Origin of the sequence: Weissella sagaensis, from assembly GCF_010306265.1 — a bacterium.
Classification (GTDB): domain Bacteria; phylum Bacillota; class Bacilli; order Lactobacillales; family Lactobacillaceae; genus Weissella; species Weissella sagaensis.
This window is the reverse complement of record NZ_BLKA01000003.1, coordinates 15,456-40,119: the sequence shown is the minus strand read 5'-3', so window position 1 is coordinate 40,119 and position 24,664 is coordinate 15,456. Positions and strand designations below refer to the sequence as shown.

The window sequence follows — 24,664 nt, the reverse complement described above, 5'->3', positions numbered from 1 at the left end:
ATTAACGAATAGTAACGTTAAGAAAATAACACACTACGAAATTAAAACGTTTTATGCCAAACATTTTTAATTTCGTAGTGTGGTTTATTCGCTTTTTTATTTAATAAACAGGATAAAACCATGTAAAACGTTTTACTAATGTTATAAAAAACTAACAATAATAGATTGCACATGACGGCGTGACAAGCTATACTAGTCAAAGAAATTAACGATAAACGTTTTGTTAACCGAATTGTTAACCAAACGAATTAAGCAAATAGTGATGCATGAAAGTTGAGGAGAATGAAACATGGTTTCACGTCGTAATTTAGTAATTGGTGGAGTTGCAGTTGTTATTATAGCTGGTGTTGGTGCAACGGTACTGGGTAATAAGGACACAAGTACTGATAAAAAAGATTTTTCAGTTGCCATGGTAACTGATGTTGGCGGTGTGGATGATCGCTCATTCAACCAATCGGCCTGGAAAGGTGTTACTGATTGGGGTAAATCACATGATTTAACTAAAGGTAAAGACGGTTACAATTATTTTGCTTCAAAAACAAATGCTGATTTTGCACCTAACTTCCAACAAGGAGTTTCAGCTAACTATAATTTGCTAATTGGAGTTGGTTATGCAACAAATGATGCTTTGGTTGATTCAGCATCAAAAAATAAAAAGACTAACTATGTGTTGATTGATGATGTTGCGAAGAAACCATTGAAAAATGTGGCATCAATGATGTTTAAACAACACGAAGCATCATACTTAGCAGGTGTTGCTGCAGCAACAAAAGCACAAGAATTAGGTGACAATAAGGTTGGCTTTATTGGTGGTATGAGTTCAGCAACAATTAAAGCGTTCCAAGCAGGTTATACTGCAGGTGTTAAGTCTGTTGATCCAAATATGAAGGTTGATGTGCAATATATTGAATCATTTACGGACACGGCTAAATCAAAAACAATTGCTGATGCGATGTATACATCTGGTTCACATATTATTTTCCAAGCTGCTGGACCAGCTGGAAATTCAGTGTTTACAGCCGCTAAAGATATTGATACAAAACTACCTGCCAATGATAAAAACAAAGCCTGGGTAATTGGTGTGGATATGGATCAAAAAGATCAAGGTGCATACAAGGCTAAGAATGGTGATGCATCTAACTTAACCATGGCTTCAGCAGTTAAGAAAATTCCAAGTTCAATTGTTAAAATTGCCAACCAAGCAATGAAGGGTGATTTCCCTGGTGGTAAGACTGTTACATTTGGTTTGAAGAATAATGGTGTAGGATTAACAACAGCTAATTTGAATGATAAAGAAAAGCAAGCAGTTCAAAAAGCTGAAGATGCTGTAAAATCTGATGAAGTTAAGGTACCTAGTAAGGTAAATTAAGAACATTAGTCATAATAATTTGTCAAAAAAGCGGAACAAATTAATGTTCGGCTTTTTTGACTGTTAGTTAGCATATTATAAAAGTTATGTAACAAGAATATTAAAAGGCGAATTATTTTGTGTTGGATACTAGTAAAACGACTTGAATATATGTAAAATGACTCTTATATATTGAGTTTATGATCGGTAAGTTAGAAATTTTTTCAGGGAGAAAGAAAATATGGCAGATGAGCCAATTGTGCTTGAGATGCACAATATCGTGAAACAATTCGGTGAGTTTCGAGCAAATGATGACATTAACTTACAAGTAAGACGTGGTCAAATTCATGCCTTACTTGGTGAAAATGGTGCGGGTAAGTCAACTTTAATGAATCAGTTATCTGGTTTATTACAGCCCACTTCAGGTGATATTTTAATTAATGGTCAAAAAACAATTGTTGATAGTCCTGCAAAAGCAGCCGAATTAGGTATAGGGATGGTCCACCAACATTTTATGTTGATTGATGCTTTTACAGTAACTGAAAATATCGTGTTAGGGTCAGAGCCTGTTAACGGTATGAACCTAAATATCAAAAAAGCGACACAGGATATTAAAAATTTATCAGAACAATACGGCTTAGATGTCGATCCACAAGCCTTAGCTGGTGATATTTCAGTGGGGATGCAACAACGTGTTGAAATTTTAAAAACATTATATCGTGGCGCTGATATTTTGATTTTTGATGAGCCGACAGCAGTACTGACACCACAAGAAATTGATGAATTGATGAACATTATGCGTCATTTAGCAGCTGAAGGTAAATCAGTTATCTTGATTACACATAAATTAGATGAAATTAAAGCAGTTGCTGATCAAGTGACAGTTATTCGTCGTGGTAAATCAATTGATTCATTTCCAGTTGCTGGGGTGTCATCACAAGAATTGGCTGATATCATGGTTGGACGTTCCGTATCACTATATGATACAGCAAAAACACCGGCGAACCCTAAGAATACAGTAGTCTCATTAGAGCACCTAACAGTTAAAGATAGCCGTGGTATAGCAGCTGTTAAAGATTTAAGCCTTGATTTTAAAGCTGGTGAAGTTTTGGGAATTGCAGGGATTGACGGTAATGGACAATCTGAACTTATTTCAGCCATTACGGGCTTGATGCCAGTTACTTCTGGAAAAGTTGTGCTACACGGGAAAAATATTACAAATAAAAAGCCGCGTCAGATAACGGAAGCTGGCGTTGCTCATATTCCAGAGGACCGGCATCGTTTTGGCTTGGAATTAGACATGACTTTAGCTGAAAATATTGCCTTGCAAACATATTATAAACGACCACTTTCAAAAATGGGTGTTCTTGATTACAATGCCATTAATCAACATGCTCGTGATTTGATTGAGAAGTTTGATGTGCGTACGGTTAATGAATTAGTAACAGCTGGTTCATTGTCGGGTGGTAATCAGCAAAAAGCTATTATCGCTCGTGAATTAGATCGTGATGCAGATTTTGTGATAGCAGCGCAACCAACACGTGGGTTGGATGTCGGGGCCATTGAATATATTCATCAACAATTAATTAATCAACGTGATGCAGATAAAGCAGTCATGTTAGTGAGTTTTGAATTAGATGAAATTTTGAATGTTGCCGATCGTATTGCTGTTATTTCACACGGTGAAATAACAGGTATTGTGAACGCAAATGAAACTTCAAAAAATGAGTTAGGATTGTTAATGGCAGGGATGTCATTAGATCAAGCTCGGGCACAATTAGCAGGAGAATAATCTCGTGAATAAAATTAATTCATATAGTACAGGGCTCGTTGCCGGCTTAGCTGTCTTCTTTGGTTTGATAGTTGGTGCGGTGATTATGCTTATTTCAGGATTTAATCCAGTTACTGGGTATGTTAGTCTCGTTCAATCGGCCTTAGGATCTTCATTAAATATTGGTGAAGTCTTACGCGCAATGACCCCATTAATCTTGACGGCAGCTGGTTTTTTGGTTGCCCAATCAGCTGGGTTCTTTAACATTGGACTTTCTGGTCAAGTTTGGGTAGGTTGGATTGCATCAACTTGGTTTGTATTAGCTAATCAAGGTATGAATCCTTGGATTTTGATTCCAGCTGCTGTCATTATTGGTGCAGCAGGTGGAGCCGTAATGGGCTTTATTCCAGGTTGGTTACGTGCGCAATTTGGGGCTTCAGAAGTTATTACAACAATTATGTTAAATTATATTGTTTTGTATGGTGGTAATGCAGTTGTTCAAGGTTTGCCACAAAAATTGATGGCCACAACGGATATGACTAAAACATTATCGACAACGGATTCATTACGCTGGGATTTTTTGTCTAACTTAACAGGCGGGTCACGATTTAACATTGGGTTTATCATTGCAGTTGTCGCTTTATTTGGTATTTGGTTTGTGATGAAACGGACCACGTTAGGATTTGAAATTCAAGCTGTTGGTTTGAATCCGGATGCAGCTCGATATGCAGGTATGTCAGCTAAGCGTAATGCTATTATGGCAATGACTATTTCTGGTACATTAGCTGGCTTAGCTGGTGCAACTGAAGGCTTGGGAACTTATCTAAATATCTTCTCACAATCATCAGCACCACAAGTTGGTTATGATGGTATGGCCGTTGCATTGCTAGCATCGGGTTCATTTATAGGTATTTTGTTTGCCGCCTTTTTGTTTTCAGTTCTATCCGTTGGTGGTCTTGGAATGCCATTGGCTACCGGTGTACCAACTGAATTGGTTTCAGTTGTTACAGCAGCTATTATTTTCTTCATTGGTGCTAACTACTTAATTCGTTTAATTTTGGTTAAACTTGATGAAGACGATAGCAAATCAAAGCGTAAAAAAGATAAGAATAAAAAAACAACAAAACTTAACAAAAAGGAGGCCAAGTAATCATGAGTGTGGAAACGATTTTACAATTAGTGATTTCAAGTACATTGGTTTACTCAGCGCCGTTAATCTTTACTGCGCTAGGTGGAACTTTCTCAGAACGTTCAGGTATCGTTAACGTGGGACTTGAAGGAACCATGATTATGGGAGCCTTTGCTGGAGTTGTCTTTAATCTTAGTTTTGCTGATCAGTTTGGTAGCGCAACACCATGGTTGGGGTTGATTGCTGGTGCCGTTGTCGGCTTGGTGTTCTCGTTAATTCATGCTGTGGCAACTATTACATTACGTGCTGATCACATTGTGTCAGGTACGGTTATGAACTTGATGGCTCCTGCCTTGGGTGTCTACATTATTAAGTTGATGTATGGTAAGGGTCAAACATCAATGATTTCAGAAAACTTTGGTTATTGGAATGTTCCTGGGTTAAGCAAAATTCCATTCATTGGTCCAGTGTTGTTTACAAAAACATCATCAACAGCCTGGGTAGCAATTGCAATTGCTTTTGTTGCTTCATGGCTATTGTTTAAAACGCGTTTTGGATTACGTTTGCGTTCAGTGGGTGAAAATCCACAAGCATCTGATACTTTAGGGTTAAATGTTTATGCTTTGCGCTATTCAGGTGTCTTAATTTCAGGTATCTTAGGTGGTATTGGTGGTGCCTTGTTTGCACAATCAATTGCCGGTAATTTTTCAGCGTCAACCATTGTGGGGCAAGGTTACATGTCAATGGCCGCAATGATATTTGGGCGTTGGAATCCTGTTGGGGCTATGGCCGCAGCTTTGTTCTTCGGTTTCTCACAATCAATGGCCATCGTTGGCGCACAATTACCAGTTGTTAATCAAATTCCAGCTGTTTATCTACAAATTGCGCCTTATGTATTTACCGTGTTAATTTTGGTTATCTTCTTTGCTAAATCAAAGGCACCAGCTGCTGATGGTGTTAATTATATTAAGTCAGTTTAATGATTAATAGCTGTTTTGCGTTTTACAAAATAAGGCAAAAATATTAGTTTAAATAGTTATGTTTGAGGCCACTAAATTCTTATTGAATTTGGTGGCCTTTAGTACAGGCCGTTTATTGTTATAATAGGATTGGTAATAATAAATAATTAAGAGGGTGGAAAATATGATAACAACCATTGCATTAGATTTAGATAATACCTTATTGAACGCTAATAAAGAGATTTCAAGTGAAAATGAACGGGTTTTAAAACAGCTGCATCATGATGGTAAGCGGATTGTTTTATGTACTGGTCGGCCAATCCAAGGAATTCAAAAATTATTAAAACAACTGGCATTATTTGAAGCAGGAGATTATGCAATTACTTTTAATGGTGGTTTGGTACAACATAATCAAACGCAAACTGTTTTAGATCAAACAACTTTAAATAAAACAAATGTTGCTGCTTTGTATGCTGATGCACAAGTAAGAAATTACCCACTTGATGTTATTGGGCCGGATCAGGTGTATTCATTGACAGCATTAGGTAAATCTGATTATGAAGATTTTATGGGCAATGCATTGAATTTTTCAGATGTCACATTTGACGAATTACCAGATAATCAAAATTTTGGTAAAGTGGTATGCTCAGCGCCGGCTGATAAGATAAAGGAAGTACGCGCAGGTTTGCCAGGGGCTTTAACTGATATGTTACATATTGTCCCTTCACGTCCAGAATTATTAGAATTTTTACCAAAGGATGTTAACAAGGCGCGAGGATTGACGCAACTAATGGCTCATTTTGATGAATCACTTGAAAATGTAATGGCATTTGGGGATGAAGAAAATGACTATGAGATGATTGAACAAGTTGGTGTCGGTGTTGCGATGGGGAACGCGATTCCTAAAATAAAGAAAGTCGCCACAGCTGAAACGCTAAGTAACACTGAAGACGGAGTTGCAGCATATTTAAAGTCATACTTTAATCTAGATTAAAAAAATAAGCCACCTTAATTTTAAATTAGGGTGGCTTATTTAGTATATTTAATTAGTTGTCATCTGTTTTACAATATTTTCAAGGTGAACACCGTGTGATCCTTTCAACATGATCATATCGTTAGCAGAAAGATCATTTAATAAATCTTTTAGTAGTGTTTCTTGGTCGTCGATAGCATAACGTTTAACACTACCAGCTGGATAGATGTCACGTAAGACATCTTCTAATGGTGCAATTTCTTCGCCGACAAGATAAACACGTTGAATTTTATCAGGATCTAAACTATCAGCGACGCTAGCATGTAAAGCTGCTGAAGCTTCGCCAAGTTGTAACATGTCACCAATTACGGCAAATCGGTGACCAGTAGTTGGAACTTCAGCAAAGAAATTCAAGACTTCTTTAGCTGCAGTTGGATTAGAATTATAAACATCAGATAGAATTTTGCCGCCAAAATTACCAACTAACCATTCAGTACGGTTTTCAGTAATCGGTGCATCTAATAGGGCAGTTGCAATTTGTTCATCAGTAATATTTAATAGATGACCAACACTAATAGCGGCTAAAGCATTGGCAACGTTGTATTTACCAGTTAATGGAATTGTAAAACGTTGTGTGCTTTGATTTGTGACGAAACTAGCCTGTAAAGGGGTCATTTCAATTTCACTAGCGAATAGGTCGTTGCTATTTGTTAAACCGAATGAATCATAATTTAGCGTAGCGTGTTGTGCAACGCGTTCATTAAGCAAGGGCTCGTCACCGTTAAAGACTAAATGACCATTTTTCTTCAAGCCGTTAATGATTTCCATCTTTCCGTCAGCAATACGCGCACGTGTCTTGAAAAATTCAATGTGCGCTTCACCAATCATGGTCAATAAAGCGATATCAGGTTCAACAAGCTTTGATAGAAAATCTAAATCACCAGGGTGATCCATACCAATTTCGATGACTAATAGTTCAGTATCATTTGGCATTGATAAAATTGTTTGCGGAACCCCAATTTCATTATTGAAATTAGCTGGTGTTTTAACAGTACGATACTTTTTTTGACCAATTGCAGCGATAAAATCTTTGGTAGTTGTTTTACCATTTGAACCAGAAACGGCGACAACTTTAGGGTTAACCTGGTTAAGGTAGTAATTGGCTAATTGTTGATAGGCTGCCAAAGTATCTGGGACAATAATGACAGGAATATCAGTTGGCACATCAGGATGGTCAGCCTGCCAAAGTGCAACACTAGCACCGTTTTTTTTAGCTGAGGCAATATAGTTATGGCCATCATTGTCAGCAACCAAGGGAACGAATAAGCTGTTTTGCGTTGCTTGGCGTGAGTCAAAAGTTGTGTTAGTAATAAATACATCAGCTTTATTTTGAATAGGCGCATTTAAAATGGTAGCCATTTCGTTAAGTTTTAATTTCATTTTTTTCAGTCCTTTAGATGTTTTTTGTTAATTATCATTTTACTATGTTCGCAAACAGCCGGCAATCAAAGTGAATGGATGCGGATTTTGCAAGATTTTTTTTTGCGTATGGTTTATACTATTAAAGATAGTATTTAGAAATTTGGACGAGCTTGCTCGATACAAAACAAGAGGTGAAATTCATGGCCAAAGAAATCGGCGTTGATTTAGGAACGGCAAATGTGCTGATTTATGTTGATGGAGAGGGAATCATTTTAAATGAACCATCTGTGGTGGCAATTGATACGAAAACAGAAAAAATTCTAGCAGTTGGGACGGAGGCTTATCAAATGGTGGGCCGTACGCCAGGTAATATTCGAGCCGTTCGTCCATTAAAAGATGGTGTTATTTCTGATTTTGATATGACTGAAGCGATGCTGTCACGGTTTATGTCAAAATTAAATGTTAAAGGCATCATGGCACGACCAAATATCATGGTCTGTGCGCCAACTAATATCACAAGTATTGAACGTAAAGCAATTATGGGTGCTGCTGAAAAGTCTGGCGGTGGTAAAGTTTATTTAGAATATGAGCCAAAAGTTGCTGCAGTTGGCGCTGGGTTAGATATTTTTTCACCCATTGCATCGATGGTTATCGATATGGGTGGTGGTACAACGGATATTGCAGTTTTGTCACTTGGCGATATTGTAACATCAGAGTCAATTCGCGTTGCTGGTGACAAAATGAACACTGATATTACAATGATGGTTAAAAATGATCATGGTTTACAGATTGGTGAACGTACTGCTGAACAAATTAAAATTCAAATTGGTACGGCTAATCCATTGGATGAACCGGAAAAAATGGATGTTCGTGGTCGTGATGCCTTTACGGGGATGCCGCGAACAATTACGTTAGATGCCAATGAAGTTGAGCTAGCAATGCATGATACTTTATCATTAATTGTTGATGCTGCTCATGAAGTGTTATCGCGTATTCAACCTGAATTAGCATCTGATATCATTGATCGTGGTATTGTGTTAACAGGTGGTGGTGCCTTGCTACGAGGTGTTGATAACTTAATTGCCCAACACCTAGGGGTACCCGTAATGATCTCTGACAAACCGTTGGATAATGTTGCTAAAGGAGCAGGTAAGCTTCTTGCGCATATGCATGCAAAATAAGGAAGGTAAAATATGGCGCGTAAAAATAAACCAGTTGCTGTTGAAATAAATGAACTTGATGATAGTGTTTCGCAAATCATCATTAACAAAGTGATCTTGGGGACTGTTGATGAAAAAGATTCGCCGCTTGTGGTAACTTTTGCTGATGGTCACACACAAACAGCAGATAATTTTGATAACGCAGTTGCTAGTCTGCTTGCTGAATATAATTTACATCATTAATATAATGAACCAATAAAAAGGGGGAAACATGCTTAAACGTTTTTTCTCAAAAGATGGTGGTGAAATTGATTGGTCAATCATCTTTGTTGTCATGATGTTAGCGCTGATTGGCTTGGCTTCATTGTATGTCGCAGGGACACATGATGCAGGTGTTAATGTAATTAGGATGGTTGTTTTGCAATTAGCCTATTATATTGTTGGTATCATTGGCGTTGCTATTTTAATGCAATTTGATTCAGAGCAATTATGGCGAATTGCGCCATACGCTTTTGGAGTCGGAATGCTGTTGATGGTAGCTGTCTTGTTCTTTTATTCGAAAGCTTATTACGAGAGTACTGGTGGTAAGTGGTTTGCAATTGGACCAGTAACATTCCAACCAGCTGAGATAATGAAACCAGCTTTCATTATCATGCTAGCACGTGTTATTACTGATCATAATATTGCTAATCCGACACATACAATGAAATCAGACTGGCGTTTACTATTAAAAATCATGTTGTGGACAGTGCCCGTATTGATTGTTAATGGTAGCGATTTTGGAACTAATTTAGTCTTTATTGCAGTTGTTTTTGGTATGACGTTGGTGTCTGGTCTATCATGGTTAATTCTGGGACCAATTATTGCTTTTGTTGGGGCGCTAGGTTCGGTTGCTATTTTGTTAGTGACACAAACTTGGGGTCGTCATATGCTAGAAAATATTGGGTTTAAGGCTTATCAATTTACACGTATTGATGCCTGGTTAAATCCACAAAATGATACGTCTAATGGGGCTTACCAATTGTGGCAATCAATTAAAGCGATTGGGTCTGGTGGTATTACGGGTACAGGATTTAATGTGTCACATGTTGATGTACCAGTACGCGAATCTGATATGATTTTTTCGGTTATTGGTGAAAACTTTGGCTTTGTTGGGGGCGTGTTGTTGCTTATCTTGTACTTCTTGTTGATATACCAAATTATTCAAGTTGTCTTTGATTCATCGAACCAATTTTATGCTTACATTGCAACTGGTGTTGTGATGATGCTATTGTTCCATATCTTTGAAAATATTGGTATGAACATTGGGCTAGTACCATTAACAGGAATTCCATTGCCGTTTATCTCACAAGGTGGTTCGGCATTAATTGGTAATATGATTGGTATTGGTTTGATTATGTCAATGCGCTATCATAATAAATCATTTTCATTGTCTGAACGTGAAGGCTTTTCATAATAATAAGTGAGTTAAAGTGGTTGCTATTTAAACGCTTTAACTCACTTTTCTTTTGCAATAATAGGGGCTATGTTATGATAAAAAATAACGAAAGTAATAAAGGAGTATAGTATGCTTACAATTGGATTTATTGGTGCAGGTAATATGGCACAAGCTATGATACAAGGATGGTCTGGTAATCCTGAAGTGCAATTAACTGTATATTCACCAAATTCTGGTAAAAAAGTCGCAAATGAGTTGGGAATTACGGCTGAAGATTCGGCGATGGCAGTCTGGCTAAAATCAGATTTAGTGGTTTTAGCAACACCAGCAGACCAATTAGCAGCAACAGCTAAAACGTTGCAACCAGCTATTTTAATGAAACCTAGTGTGATTGTCGCATCTGTTTTAGGTGGCATTTCCTTAGCACAGTTGCATGAAGCGTTAGGTGCACAGTTAATTATTACGCGTGCTCTACCAAATGTTAATGTCGCTGTTAAGTATGGGTATACTGCATTAGCTTTTGATAAAGACACGGATCCTGATATTAAGGGGGCTGTGGCCGCACTCTTTTTGGAATTTGGCCGTACTGATGAGTTGGCTGAAGAAAACTTTGGTGCTGCTAGCGCAGTAGCTGGCTCTGGTCCAGCATTTGTGGCTGCATTTACTGAATCACTTAAGCAAGCAGCAATAAAAAATGGCTTAACTGAAGAAATTGCTGCACGTTTAGCTGAACAAACAGTTGCTGGAACTGCCCGTCATATGATCCAAGCAAAAAAGACGCCACTGACACTTGCTAATGAAGTTATGACGCCTGGTGGTTCAACTGCAGCAGGCTATGATGTCTTACAAAAAGGTGATTTAAATCAACTTGTATTGGACACAATTGCTGCTACAATGGCAAAAAATGCTGAGTTTGAATAAAAAATAAAAAAAGGCTTGCAATACATCTTTTAAACTGGTATTATTATTTATGTTGTTGAGGCAACGTAATAATAATGGCTCATTGGTCAAGCGGTTAAGACTCCGGTTTTTCACACCGGCATCCAGGGTTCAACTCCCTGATGAGCTATCAGTTAAGAGGACTAACATTAAATTTGTTAGTCCTTTTTTTATGCCTTAGAAAGACAATCAAGCTTGCAGAGACTATGCTAAAATAGGTCATATATGATTATTAGTCATAAATGATAGGGGGATAATAGATTTATGGTAGCAGGACAACGTTTGGTAGATATATTTCAACCAACACATTATGATATTTATTTAGATATTAATCGGGTGACAAAAGATATTTCAGGTAAGGTAGCAATTAAAGGGAATGCTAAGCAGACAGAAATTTTGTTACACCAAAAATTTATGACAGTACAACGAGTTATGATTGATGATCAAGTTGTGAACGCGACAGTTGATGATGATAGTGAAACCATAGCGTTTACAGCACCACATACTGGCGAAATGACGATTTACGTTGATTATACAGCACCATTAACTGATACGATGATGGGCATTTATCCCTCATACTATCAAATTAATGGTGAAAAGAAACAATTAATTGGCACACAGTTTGAGACGACAGCTGCTCGTCAAGCATTTCCAAGTATTGACGAACCAGCTGCTAAAGCGACTTTTTCACTCGCAATTAAGTATGATGAACAAGCTGGCGAAACGATTATTGCCAATATGCCGGAAGAAAAAGTAATCGATGGTGTGCATTATTTCGCTGAGACAGTGAAAATGTCAACTTATTTGGTTGCTTTTGCCTTTGGTGATATGCAAAGTAAATTGACCCAAACTAAGAGTGGTGTCCAAGTAGGCGTTTTTTCAACGAAGGCACATCAAGCATCTGAATTAAATTTTGCGTTAGATATTGCTAAACGCGCAATTGAATTTTTTGAAGATTATTATCAAACACCCTATCCGTTACCACATTCTTGGCAACTAGCTTTGCCTGATTTTTCGGCAGGTGCAATGGAAAACTGGGGGTTAGTGACGTATCGTGAAGCATACTTGGCACTTGATGAGAACAATGCTTCATTAGAAATGAAGCAACGGGTTGCGACTGTTATTGCTCATGAATTGGCCCACCAATGGTTTGGTGATTTGGTAACAATGCAATGGTGGGATGATCTATGGTTGAACGAAAGTTTTGCTAATATGATGGAATATGTTGCTATTGATGCATTAGAACCTGACTGGCATATTTGGGAATTGTTCCAAACATCAGAAGCGGCATCAGCGCTCCAGCGTGATGCGACTGATGGGGTTCAATCTGTCCATGTCCAAGTTGAAGAGCCAGCAGAAATAGATGCCATTTTTGATGGTGCAATCGTGTATGCAAAAGGATCACGGATGTTGGTAATGGTCCGTGCTTTGATTGGTGATGATGCTTTACGTCGTGGTTTAAAGGCATATTTTGAAGCGCATCAATATGGTAATGCACGGGGTGCCGACTTATGGGCAGCTCTTGGTCAAGCAGCTGGTATCGATTTGACTACAATGATGAATACTTGGTTGGAACAACCAGGCTACCCAGTGTTAACAGTTGAAGTGGTTGACGGTCAATTACAAGTAAGACAACAACAATTCTTTATTGGTAATGGTGTTGATCAAGCACGTCAATGGCAAATTCCATTGAATAGTAACTATGCAGCTGTACAAGAATTAATGGTGACAAACAAGTTGGTCTTAGGTGACTACAAGACAATGCGCCAGAATGCTGGCACACCATTCCGCTTGAATGTTGGTAATACGGCACACTTTATTGTTAATTATGAACCAGATTTGTTACAGGAAATTTTGTCTGATATTGATAACTTAGATGCGATTACACAGTTGCAGCTATTACAGGATTTGCGTCTGCTTGCTGAAGGACGTCAAATTTCATATGCGGTCATTGTACCATTGTTACGCAGCTTTGCTAATAGTCACTCGGGTGTCGTTAATACGGCATTATATCAGGTCGTTAATAATCTGAAAAAGTTCGTCACAGCTGATACAAAGGCCGAAAGTCAATTACAGCAATTAGTCAATCAATTAAGTGTCAATCAATTTACACGTTTAGGATGGCAAGGTCAGTCTGATGAAGCAGTCGCTAATCAAGTGAGTCGACCAGTTATTGTGAACGCTTCTTTATATGCACAAAATGAAGTCGCTATTAGTTCAGCTCATGAATTAGTTATGACAAATCGTGCAGCATTGGTTGCTTTACCGGCCGATGTCCGTGCTGATATTCTAGCTAATGAAGTTAAGCGTTATGGTAACCGTGCTTTGTTTGATCAATTATTATCAGATTATCAAACAACGTCTGACGGTGGATATCAACGTGATATTATGACAGCTTTGACAAAGACTAAGGATGTTGACCTGATTAAAGAAATCATCACTTCTTTCAAAAATAGTGATGTGATTAAACCACAAGATCTCCGGGGATGGTACAGTGGTATCCTAAACAATGATCAAGGGCAACAATTAGCTTGGGACTGGTTGCGTGATGAATGGGCATGGTTGGAAAAGACGGTTGGTGGTGATATGGAATTTACAACGTATATTACGGTGACCGCAGCTGTATTCAAGACAGCAAAAAGGCTGGCCGAATTTAAAGATTTCTTTGAACCAAAGTTAGATACACCAGGATTAGGGCGTGAAATCACAATGGATGTGAATGTTATTGCGGGTCGTGTGGCCTTAATTACTGATGAAAAAACAGCCGTACACCAAGCAATTAGTAAAGAAGCATAATTAACAAGGAGAAGTTAATATGACGCGTTTATTTGTAAGTGATTTAGATCAAACATTTTTGGATGGCAAACGTCATTTTAATAAGCCACGATTTGAGGCTCTTTTAGATAAGTTAACAGCAAATGGTGATCAATTTGCGATTGCAACTGGTCGTGATGAAAAGTGGGTTAAAAATAAATTTGGCAAACTAGCTAATCGCGTTCATTTGGTAACGGGTAATGGGGCAACCTGGCGAGTTAATGGTTCTGATACATTGCATGAGCAAAATATTGATACGGCGGTATTGCCAAAATTGGAGTCGTTGTTATTGAGACCAGAATTTTCGGCTATCCGCGTGATTGCTTTTTCGGCTAATAATATGTATAAATTAGCTGGATTAGAAGATGATATTGACGGCATTAAATCAGATGTTACCCAAGCTTATCCAAATATTATTGTCGTTGATCATTTAGCAGATATTACAGAACCGCTAGTCAGTGTAACGGGTGCATTTTCATCAGCGAATGCACAAGCGGTTATTGACGTTGTTGACGATAATCGTCTACCACTACATGTGACGACTTCTGGTTATGGCACTGTCGATATTTTGGCGGATGGCGTTAATAAGGCAACCAGTTTGGCTAAACTGATTAAACAAATCGATATTAACCCTGCAGATTTGATCGTTTTTGGGGATGGGATGAATGATTTGGAAATGATGCAGCTTGCAGGTCAAACTTACATTATGCCAAATTCTGACGAACGACTATTCGGTCGCGGCTATCATGTTGTTACAAATGATAATGAGCACGATGGCGTATTAGCTGAAATTGAAAAAATCATAGCATAATAAAAAGATGTGTTGTCTAAGCTTAATAGATAACACATCTTTTTTAGAATGTTAAGTTTGTTGACGGTGACTTTTAAATAGCGTAAACTAGCCAATAATTGTGGTAGCATAAGCAAGTACTCGGAGGAGTGTAAATGGCATATTTAGAATTAAGAGATATTCAAAAATCTTATTATTTAGGCAAAGAAAAGTTTCCTGTTTTAAAGGGAATTGACTTGGACTTTGAGTTAGGCGAGTTTGTCTCGATATTAGGTGAATCTGGTGGTGGTAAGTCTACCTTAATGAACATTATTGGTGGTTTAGATCGTGAATTTGATGGTTCAGTAACAATAGAAGGCAAAACTTTAGATCATCGTTTAGAAAATCAATTAGATGCATACCGTCGTGGCACAATTGGGTACATTTATCAATCATACAACTTGATTAGTCATTTAACGGTATTGGAAAATGTGTTAGTTTCATTAGAAATGACAACATTGTCACAGTCGGAAAAAACAAAACGGGCAACTGAATTGTTGCAACGAGTTGGCCTAGGTGAACAAATCCGTAAGCATCCAAATCAATTATCTGGTGGTCAAAAGCAGCGTGTTGCGATTGCACGAGCATTAGCTTCAGACCCGCAAGTGATTATTGCTGATGAGCCAACAGGGGCTTTGGATGCAGAAAATACAGCAGATGTTTTAGAAATTTTAAATGAAATTGCTGCAGAAGGTCGCTTGGTTATTGCTGTAACGCATTCACAAGATGTTGCTGATCATGGAACTCGGATTGTGCACTTGGCAGATGGGAAAATTGATAATGATCAACGTTTGCGTGAACCATTTGCGTTGCCTGAAAATGTTGATCGACTATCTGATCGACCATTGCCTGCAAGTTCGTCATATCGAAATGCATATAAACATTTAACTTTTAGTTTTTGGCGTAATTCATTAATTATGTTAGGAACAGCGATTGGTTTATTTGCTGTTATGCTATTTTCTGGTTTGGGGAATGGTGTTAAAGCTTATATTAACGATCAGGTTAATTCATTAGCTAATCCAACTGCCATTACGGTTGCACGTTATCAAGAAGATGATGGTAACGGTGGTGTTGGTCAAGCAACGGCTGGTGCAGGTGGCGTTGATATTGAAAAAACAACGATTTCAAACCAGCAAATGAAACAAATTCGTCAGATGAAGGGTGCTAAAAATGTCCAACCTGGATACCAATTATCAGGTGTTAAGGGAAAGTTAGACGATAAAGATTATAATTTAGGGACTGTACAAACTTGGTCGGCAACTTATCAAAAGAAATTGATTAAGGCAGGACATGTGCCGGGCAAGAATGAAATTTTGGTTGATAAGAAAACAGTTGCCAAGCAATTTGATAAAAAAGATTGGCAATCAGTTGTTGGTAAGCATATTAATGTTACTTGGGTGACGGTTAAAGATGACGGTCAAACACCAGTGACAATTAATAAAGACTTGAAGATTTCAGGTGTAATCGATGCTGGTAAAGCTGGAACAGCCAACGTTGTTGATGCCAAAACAGTTAAAGATACGTATGAGCAAACTGGTGCAGCAACTAATGCATTGTTTGCAACTGTTCGTGTAAAAGATGCTGATGCGGTTAAGCCATTCCAAAAAGCAGTGCAAAACATTAAGACCAGTGATGGTAAGCGCGCATTTTCAGCGATAACCGTTGGTTCAATTCTAGATACAATTAATACGATTGTGTCATTAGCAACTAATGTATTGGCAGCTATTGCTGCAATTTCATTAATTGTGTCAGCATTGATGATCATTGTAACAATGTTTATGTCTGTTTCAGAACGAACTAAGGAAATCGGAATTCTACGTGCTTTAGGTGAAAGTAAAAAAGATGTTCGTCGCTTATTTACTTCAGAATCAGTATTAATTGGTTTGGCAAGTTTCGTCTTAGCAGTTGTATTGGCCTTTGTAGTAGGGGGCATATTGAATCATGCATTGTATAAAATTGCATCGTTTGATATGATTCAGATTTCATTTGGTAATATTTTCGTTACGTTAATTTTGGCGTTGATTATTTCATTCCTAGCAGCATTATTGCCTGCTCGTCGGGCAGCTAAATTGAATCCAATTGATGCTTTATCTGCAGATTAATTAAATAGCTGTATATAATATACGAAAGGTGCTAATCTATCATTTTGAAATGGTGGATTGGCACCTTTTGATATGTTTACGAATTAACAAGTTGTGACGGTTGATCTTAGTAAATATTTTAGCTAATGTTTTTTGTAGAAGAGATGACTAGAAAAATCGGTATAGACCGTGTAAACTTAGAGACGATTAGAGATGAATTTCAGACGGTCATTATCCGCTTGTGTCATTGAATGAATAAGGGGAATAATCATGAGTAAAGTATTAACACACGCAACTATTTATACAGGAAATGATAATCAACCACTACTAAAAGATGCTTATATACGGTTTGATAAACAAATTGAAGCGATTGGTATGATGGCAGAATTAATAATTAGTGCGAATGATCAAGTTATTCGCGCTGATCGTAAAGTGATTGTGCCTGGATTTATTGATGTTCATACACATGGTGCATATGGATTTGATACAATGGACGGTAATGCCCAAGATGTCGTTAATATGGTTCATGGACAAATTTCAGAGGGAATTACATCGGTTTTTCCAACAACGATGACCCAATCTGTAGAAAATATATCAAATGCAATGGTGGCGATTAATGAAGCTGCTAAACAAGAACCTGCTATTGTAGGTGTTCATTTGGAAGGACCATTTATTAATCCACATTTTAAAGGTGCACAACCAGAACAATATATTATTGCACCTAGTCAAGAATTAGTGCAAAAGTGGCATGAATTATCAGGTAATCGAGTGCGTCTGATTACTTACGCACCAGAACAAGCAGCAAATGTGGCTGATTTTGAAAATTATTTAGCTGAGCATAATATTATTGGCTCGATTGGGCACTCCAACGCAACACGAGAGTTTTTACAACAACATTCAAAAGCAAGTCATATTACACATTTGTATAATGCACAACGGCCGATGGCACATCGTGAGCCAGGCGTAACTGGTCATGCCATGTTAGAAGATAATATTCGTACGGAGTTAATTGTTGATGGGTTCCACGTGTATCCTGATATGGTTAACCTTGCTTACAAATTAAAGTCAGCACGTCGCATTGACTTGATTACAGATTCGATGCGTGCTAAAGGATTGGGTGATGGCGAGTCTGAACTGGGTGGTCAAAAGGTTTGGGTTAAAGATAAGCAAGCTCGGTTAGCTGATGGTACGTTAGCAGGATCAGTGTTAGAGTTTGATGATGCATTCCGAAATATCATGGCTTTTACAGGTGCGACAGTCCATGAAGCTATTCAAATGGCGTCGGTTAATCAAGCTGTTGAATTTGGTTTAACAACTAAAGGTACTTTAGAAGAAGGTAAAGATGCTGATTTAAATGTCTTTAGCGCTGATTTTTCTGAATTAACAGCAACTTATAGTATGGGACGTCGTTTTTCTAAACAAGATGGTGTGCAAACAAAGGAGTAAAGAAGATGGGTTCTCCGGTATATATTCAAATTCATGATGAAATTCATGAAGCTATTGATGCAGGTCGTTGGGTCCCAGGTGATCGTATTCCAGCAGAACGAGAATTAGCTGATCAGTTTGGTGTTTCACGAATGACGTTACGTCAAGCAATTATGCTCTTAGTTGATGAAGGTATTTTAGAGCGACGTGTTGGTTCAGGAACTTTTGTATCAGAACAAAAAGTACAAGAGCATTTAAATGGCATTACATCATTTACTGATTTAATGGCAGATGCCGGTAAACAAGCAACATCTAAGACAGTTAGCTTCCATATTGGGCGTGCATCAAATTCAGAACAAGAACAATTATTGTTAAATGAAAATGATCGAGTACTTCGTATGGAACGTGTGCGGTATGGGGATGGTGAGCCAATTGCCTTTGAGGTGGCGGCGATTCCTGAAACATTGGTGACGGGATTATCACGCCAAGCATTGACAGATTCATTGTACCGGACATTAGCAAAAGAACGGGGCTTGAAAATTGGGCGCGCAAAACAAGTTGTGACAGCAGCAGCAGTTAAAGAACGTGTGTCAGAGTATTTAGCCATTAAGCGCGGGGACCCTGTCTTAGTATTGCGACAAATCACTTACAATGAAAAAGATGTCCCTTTTGAATATGTTCAAACGCAGTATGTTGGGTCACGTTTTGAATTTTACATGGAAAAATCATAAGGATTCAAGTAACTAATCCTTGTGTATTATTCAGTAATTTGATAGAATACTTGAAGTGTTGAAAACTGCAGCGGGTTGTCCGCAAGCTCGTCAACAATTTACCGACCCGTTTCAATAATGGCGGAGAACACACCAGTAACTGCGCTGCAGCAGCGAACGTTTGGGTAAATTGCACGAATGTGAGGCAACTCTCTAGAATTCAACAAAATAAAAATTCTGGAGGACATTTTAATATGTCACGTTATACTGGTCCTAAGTACCGTTTGTCACGTCGTCTAGGCGTTTCATTGTCAGGTACTGGAAAAGAACTTGCTCGTCGTAACTACGCACCTGGTGATCACGGTGCCGGACGTCGTTCAAAGCCATCTGATTATGGTATTCAATTAGCTGAAAAGCAAAAGGTTCGTTTTACTTACGGTTTGACTGAACGTCAATTCCACAACTTGTTCTTGAAGGCAGGTAAGGTTCGTAAGGGTACTCACGGTGATAACTTTATGTCATTGCTAGAGCGTCGTTTGGACAACCTTGTTTACCGTCTAGGTTTGGCAACTACTCGCCAACAAGCACGTCAACTTGTAAACCACGGCCACATCTTGGTTGATGGTAAGCGTGTTGATATTCCTTCATACGAAGTTAGTGTTGGACAAGAAATCTCAGTTCGTGAGAAGTCACAAAAGAACGTTTACATCCAAGCTGCTGTTGAAGCACAAGCTGGAACTCTACCATTCGTTGAGTTTGATAAGGATGCACTAAAGGGAACTTTGGTTCGCGAACCAGAACGTGCTGAGTTGGATCACGAATACAACGAATCACTAATCGTTGAGTACTACAACCGTATTGGATAATTTTAATTATCACATTGGTATGTGGTTTAACGATACAAAAAAGCTAAGACATTTGTCTTGGCTTTTTTTGTATATCCAGTAATATATACAATAAAAAGTTAAAAAATGTTAAAGAACAACAAATAAACACTAAACCGTATTAAAAAATAACATGAATGGTGTGTCACGTGGTACGCTAATCATATTAGAATTCCCGAAAGTTAGGAGTATGGTGACAATGGTTCACCAGATAAAAGAGTATGACACAGATTGGACATATTGTAATTGGCTTGATTATTGTAGTTGCAGCCATTTATTTGATTATCTTTGTCTCTCAACGATTGACGGTGCGTAAGGTTAATAAGTTAGTTCAAAAAAAGGCACAATTAACTGAGATTCCAATGCGTGATCGGTTAATCAAGGGGCGCCAGTTAAGTTTGACAGGACAATCCTTGAAACAATTTCAATTGTTGGAAGCGAAATATAATCATTTGGAAAAAACAGAATTTAATAGTATCGATTTAAAAGCAAATACAGTGTTGTTTGACTCACAAGGATTAAACTTTTTAAAAACGTCGCAGGGAATGAAGGAGTTGCAACGTCAAATTCGTGAAGCCGAGACGACAATAGATGTTGTTAACCAAGGTCTAAATGATCTAGAACAATTAGATGAAGCACATAAGCAGGCAGTTAAAGATTTAGAAGCTAAGTATCAAGAATTACGTAAGTTATTATTATCACAAAATTTCACATTTGGTCCAGCAATTGATAAATTGGAAGAAATTTTGGGATCACTTGAAGAAGACTTTGATGAATTTTCTCGTTTAACTGAAATGGGTGACCACGCAACTGCAGCTGGTATTTATGAAACATTGAGTATGGAGACGAATCAGCTAGAACAACGTATTGAACAAATTCCAACGATTAATACTGAATTAACAGATACGATACCTGGCCAACTTGATGAATTACAAAATGCGTATAACAAAATGGCGGCAGAAGGCTTTAAATTTGAAACTAACATTGAAAAGCAATTAGCAAATATTGCGGAACAACGACAAGCAGCGTTAGAATTGTTGCAAGAATTAACGTTGAAAAAAGCCACAGAAGAAATTGCAAAAATGAAGGCACAAACTGAACTTTTGTATGAAACTTTTGACGAAGAAGCAAAAGCTGCGCAAATTGTTTGGGAAAATAATGAAAAATTAACAAGTTATGTGGCACAAAATAAGCGTCAAAACCATGAATTATATGCGCGTTTAGATCGTTTGAACCAAGATTTTGTTTTTTCAAAAGATGAATTAGGCCAAATTCGTAGTTGGGAAATTCAATTAGGCAATAATACAGTTAATTTTGAAGAATTAAGACAACATATTAGCCGTCATGAGGCAGTTTTCTCAACATTAATTAGTCAACAAGAGGCAATGTTTACTGACCTTGAACGTATTGCCAAGGAACAAACGACAATGTGGCAAGCATTTCAGGAGTTACCAATGGTGTTGGAACAATCAAAAAAGCGCGTTACGCTATTAGCTGATAAGTTACGATTGATTCAACGTTCGTTTGAACGGCAAGGTTTACCAGGATTGCCAGATACGTACTTATCGATTTTTTATTCGGTTAGTGATGAATTAGAACGTGTAAAACAACAACTCGGATTTTCACGAGTGAATATGGATGATGTTTTACGTCAATTAAGCATTGTGACAGCAGATTTAGACACGCTACAAGAACGAACGGATAGTTTGATTGAGGCGGCAACGATTACGGAACGTTTAGTACGAAAAGCTTTGATGTATCGTGATAATCCAGCGGTTGCACAGTCGACGCAACAAGCACGCTACTTTTATGAGACAAGCTATGATTATGAACAATCAATGAAGACACTAGCGGTTATTTTGGATCAAATTGAACCAGGATTAACCAATCGTGTTGTGCAACAGTATCGTCAAGAACAAGCAACGTTGCAAGCGGAGTATTTAGAACAAGAATAATTGATAACACTTTATCTGAAACATTTTGTTTCGATAAAGTGTTTTTTGTTGTCAAACAGCGCCTTTAAAAGTTACGTTTTATATGAAAACTTTACAAATGGCTGATGATTTGTTAGTATTTAATTAAGGGAAAGATGAAATTCCAACAACAAAGGAGAGAATATGGTAGAAAAAGCAAGTCAGGACCATGCCCTGAAAAGCGTGGATAGAGTTAATGGGTTAACGAGTGATCAAGTTCAAAGTGCAAGAGAACAGTATGGTCAGAATGTTTTTAAAGAAGCAGCGAAAGAACCCTTATGGCAAAAAGTAAAGCGTAGTTTGAGTGATGTAGCGACAATCATTTTGATTATTGCTGCTGTTATTTCATTGATAACATCGATAATGCAAGGAAATGGTCATTATTTTGAGAGTGTTTTAATTATTGCAATTGTTATCATTAATTCAGTATTATCAATTTATCAAGAAGGACGAGCTGAAGCAGCTTTAGATTCGTTAAAAAGTTTAGAAGTGGCGCAAGCAACCGTTAAACGTGACGGCCAAATTAAAACAATTCCAATCGCTGATATTGTGGTTGGTGATTTAATGATTTTAGAAAATGGTAAGCGTATTTCTGCTGATGCACGTTTGCTAGAAACAACAGAATTACGAGTTGAAGAATCGGCATTGACTGGGGAAAGTGATGCCATTGAAAAAGATGCAGATTTTGAATCTTCTGAAGAAGATGCGTTAGGTGATCGTTTAGACCGCGTTTATCGTGGTACGGCAGTTGTTAATGGTCGCGGTGTTGCAACAGTAACAGCCGTTGGTATGGAAACTGAAATGGGAAAGATTGCTGGTTTGTTAGGCGATCAAAAACGTGAACAAACGCCATTGCAGGTACGTCTTGCACATCTAGGTAAGCGTTTGAGTGTTATTGCGATTTTAGCTGCGTTAGTCGTGATTGGTTTAGGAATATTCCATGGTGAGCCATTACTTACTTTGTTCATGACGGCTGTATCATTAGCTGTTGCAGTGGTTCCTGAGACATTAATGATTATTGTGACAATCACATTGGCATTAGGTGTACAAAAGATGGCAAAGCAACATGCGATTGTACGTCGTTTGCCTGCTGTTGAAACATTAGGGTCAGCAACAGTGATTGCATCTGATAAAACAGGAACGCTAACGCAAAATAAGATGACTGTGCGTCGTGTATGGGATGCGCAAGCTAATCAAATTTTTGATAATCAAGAAATTGCAAGTAATTTACCAGACGTTTTGAAATTCGGAGCTTTATCAACTAATGTGACAAAGCCAGAAGAAGAGGTAGTGGGATTACCTACTGAAATTGCGATGGTTAATGCTTTAGGTGAATATTCAGAATATGAAAACCTACAAGCAACTTATCCAAAGGTTTTTGAAATTCCATTTAACTCAACACGAAAGCGTATGACAACCGTACACAAAGTAGCGGATGGTTATCTGGCAATAACTAAGGGAGCTTTTGATGTCTTGTTACCAAAGTTTCCGGAAAGTGTTCATCATGATGCAACTGATGTGAACGAGCAATTCGGTTCAAAAGCATTACGTGTGATTGCCGTTGGAGCAGTTAAATTAGCATCAATTAGTGACGAACCAACTGAAGACGAAGTTGAAAGTAACATGACGCTATTGGGACTGGTTGGTATTATTGATCCACCACGTCCTGAGTCAGCTGAAGCTGTTGCACAAGCCCGTGCAGCTGGTATTAAACCGGTTATGATTACAGGTGATCACGTGGTAACAGCTAGTGCTATTGCACGTGAGATTGGTATTTTAGGCGATGAAGACCATGCATTGTCAGGGGCTGAGTTGCATAAAATGTCTGATGAAGAATTAGATAAAAATGTTGAAAAATATGCGGTTTATGCTCGAGTAACGCCAGAAGATAAGATTCGTATTGTGAAATCATGGCAAAAACGCGGTGATGTTGTTGCCATGACAGGTGATGGTGTTAACGATGCACCAGCTTTGCGCAGTGCTGATGTTGGTATTGCAATGGGTGAAACGGGGACCGATGTTGCCCGTGAAGCATCAGCAATTGTTCTAACTGATGATAACTTTGCAACGATTGTCCATGCAGTTGAAGTTGGTCGTGGTATTTACGGTAATATTCGGAAGACGATTAATTTCTTGATGAGTGCAAACATGTCAGAAATTGTGATTATTGTGGCAGCAATGATATTTGGCTGGGGATCACCATTGATTGCAACGCAACTGTTGTTTATTAATTTGGTAGCTGATGGTCTTCCTGGTTTTGCTTTGAGTCGTGAACCTGTTCACGATAACGTCATGAATCAAGAACCAGTAAGTCCAAAAGCAAGTATCTTTGCTAATGGTTTAGCTGGGCGCATCATGATAAATGTCATTTTATTTGCAGTTCCAACGTTGATTGCGCAAGGTTACGGTGTTTATGTGGGTAATCCAGAACTTGGAAACACAATGGCTTTCATTGTCTTATCACTAACATCAATTTTACATGTCTTCAATATTCGTAGTGAAGAATCAATGTTTAAGATTAAGTTTAGCGCTAACCCAATGCTAGTTATGATGGTGGCATTGGCCGGATTATTGACAATCTTACTAGTTATTGTGCCGGTAACACAAACGTTGTTTAGCTTTGTATCATTAACAGGTATAGCCTGGTTAATTACAATTTTCTTGTCATTAGTACCAAATATTTATTGGGAAATTGCCAAAGCCATTAAGAATAATAAGTAATTCATTTAAACGCACAAGACGTTCGGTTCTTGTGCGTTTTTTAGTGAAACAAAGTAGGAAAGATAGTGTTTAATGTTATATCATTAGC

18 protein-coding genes and 1 tRNA gene are annotated in these 24,664 nt (G+C 38.0%); 18 read left to right on the top strand and 1 reads right to left on the bottom strand.

The window, feature by feature from the left end; translation table 11 throughout:
- Positions 1–289: 289 nt before the first annotated feature.
- The 5 genes from G7Y65_RS04250 to G7Y65_RS04230 all read left to right on the top strand — a co-directional run bounded on the left by G7Y65_RS04250 (position 290) and on the right by G7Y65_RS04230 (position 6,201).
- Positions 290–1,369 carry a BMP family lipoprotein gene (locus G7Y65_RS04250; protein ID WP_042492914.1) on the top strand — a complete coding sequence of 360 codons (1,080 nt, stop codon included), beginning with the start codon at positions 290–292 and terminating at the stop codon, positions 1,367–1,369.
- Positions 1,370–1,589: 220 nt separating this feature from the next.
- Positions 1,590–3,140, top strand: coding sequence for an ABC transporter ATP-binding protein (locus G7Y65_RS04245; RefSeq protein WP_042492913.1), 1,551 nt, complete (start codon positions 1,590–1,592; stop codon positions 3,138–3,140).
- Between the two features lie 4 nt (positions 3,141–3,144).
- Positions 3,145–4,269, top strand: a complete 1,125-nt coding sequence (locus G7Y65_RS04240) for an ABC transporter permease (protein ID WP_042492912.1) — start codon at positions 3,145–3,147, stop codon at positions 4,267–4,269.
- A 2-nt stretch (positions 4,270–4,271) separates the two neighbouring features.
- The gene (locus G7Y65_RS04235; protein WP_042492911.1) at positions 4,272–5,228 is read left to right on the top strand and encodes an ABC transporter permease; all 957 of its coding nucleotides are present in this window, start codon (positions 4,272–4,274) and stop codon (positions 5,226–5,228) included.
- A 163-nt stretch (positions 5,229–5,391) separates the two neighbouring features.
- A complete protein-coding gene (locus tag G7Y65_RS04230; protein ID WP_042492910.1) occupies positions 5,392–6,201 on the top strand; it encodes a Cof-type HAD-IIB family hydrolase in 810 nt (269 codons plus the stop codon).
- A 48-nt stretch (positions 6,202–6,249) separates the two neighbouring features.
- On the opposite strand, the gene G7Y65_RS04225 is transcribed toward G7Y65_RS04230, so the two are convergent.
- On the bottom strand, positions 6,250–7,620 hold the full coding sequence (locus G7Y65_RS04225; protein ID WP_042492909.1) for a UDP-N-acetylmuramoyl-tripeptide--D-alanyl-D-alanine ligase: 1,371 nt from the start codon (positions 7,618–7,620) through the stop codon (positions 6,250–6,252).
- 182 nt (positions 7,621–7,802) lie between these two features.
- On the opposite strand from G7Y65_RS04225, the gene G7Y65_RS04220 reads away from it, so the two are divergent.
- The 13 genes from G7Y65_RS04220 to G7Y65_RS04160 all read left to right on the top strand — a co-directional run bounded on the left by G7Y65_RS04220 (position 7,803) and on the right by G7Y65_RS04160 (position 24,576).
- Complete coding sequence (locus G7Y65_RS04220; RefSeq protein ID WP_042492908.1) at positions 7,803–8,783, top strand: rod shape-determining protein; 981 nt, start codon at positions 7,803–7,805, stop codon at positions 8,781–8,783.
- 12 nt (positions 8,784–8,795) lie between these two features.
- Positions 8,796–9,005, top strand: a complete 210-nt coding sequence (locus tag G7Y65_RS04215) for a DUF2969 family protein (RefSeq protein WP_042492907.1) — start codon at positions 8,796–8,798, stop codon at positions 9,003–9,005.
- Positions 9,006–9,033: 28 nt separating this feature from the next.
- The gene (locus G7Y65_RS04210) at positions 9,034–10,218 is read left to right on the top strand and encodes an FtsW/RodA/SpoVE family cell cycle protein (protein ID WP_042492906.1); all 1,185 of its coding nucleotides are present in this window, start codon (positions 9,034–9,036) and stop codon (positions 10,216–10,218) included.
- A gap of 111 nt (positions 10,219–10,329) precedes the next feature.
- Complete coding sequence (locus G7Y65_RS04205) at positions 10,330–11,121, top strand: pyrroline-5-carboxylate reductase family protein (RefSeq protein ID WP_042492905.1); 792 nt, start codon at positions 10,330–10,332, stop codon at positions 11,119–11,121.
- Between the two features lie 76 nt (positions 11,122–11,197).
- Positions 11,198–11,269 (top strand) — tRNA-Glu (locus G7Y65_RS04200).
- A gap of 134 nt (positions 11,270–11,403) precedes the next feature.
- A complete protein-coding gene (locus G7Y65_RS04195) occupies positions 11,404–13,935 on the top strand; it encodes a M1 family metallopeptidase (protein ID WP_042492904.1) in 2,532 nt (843 codons plus the stop codon).
- A 19-nt stretch (positions 13,936–13,954) separates the two neighbouring features.
- On the top strand, positions 13,955–14,764 hold the full coding sequence (locus tag G7Y65_RS04190) for an HAD-IIB family hydrolase (protein ID WP_165314664.1): 810 nt from the start codon (positions 13,955–13,957) through the stop codon (positions 14,762–14,764).
- A 134-nt stretch (positions 14,765–14,898) separates the two neighbouring features.
- Entirely contained in the window at positions 14,899–16,884 is a 1,986-nt protein-coding gene (locus G7Y65_RS04185) for an ABC transporter ATP-binding protein/permease (RefSeq protein ID WP_042492902.1), read from the top strand.
- 249 nt (positions 16,885–17,133) lie between these two features.
- Complete coding sequence (gene nagA, locus G7Y65_RS04180) at positions 17,134–18,309, top strand: N-acetylglucosamine-6-phosphate deacetylase (protein ID WP_042492901.1); 1,176 nt, start codon at positions 17,134–17,136, stop codon at positions 18,307–18,309.
- A gap of 5 nt (positions 18,310–18,314) precedes the next feature.
- Entirely contained in the window at positions 18,315–19,019 is a 705-nt protein-coding gene (locus G7Y65_RS04175; RefSeq protein WP_042492900.1) for a GntR family transcriptional regulator, read from the top strand.
- A gap of 233 nt (positions 19,020–19,252) precedes the next feature.
- On the top strand, positions 19,253–19,864 hold the full coding sequence (rpsD, locus tag G7Y65_RS04170) for a 30S ribosomal protein S4 (RefSeq protein WP_042492898.1): 612 nt from the start codon (positions 19,253–19,255) through the stop codon (positions 19,862–19,864).
- Positions 19,865–20,103: 239 nt separating this feature from the next.
- Entirely contained in the window at positions 20,104–21,837 is a 1,734-nt protein-coding gene (locus G7Y65_RS04165; RefSeq protein WP_042492896.1) for a septation ring formation regulator EzrA, read from the top strand.
- Positions 21,838–21,999: 162 nt separating this feature from the next.
- Entirely contained in the window at positions 22,000–24,576 is a 2,577-nt protein-coding gene (locus tag G7Y65_RS04160; protein WP_165314663.1) for a cation-translocating P-type ATPase, read from the top strand.
- The last annotated feature ends 88 nt before the right edge of the window (positions 24,577–24,664 follow it).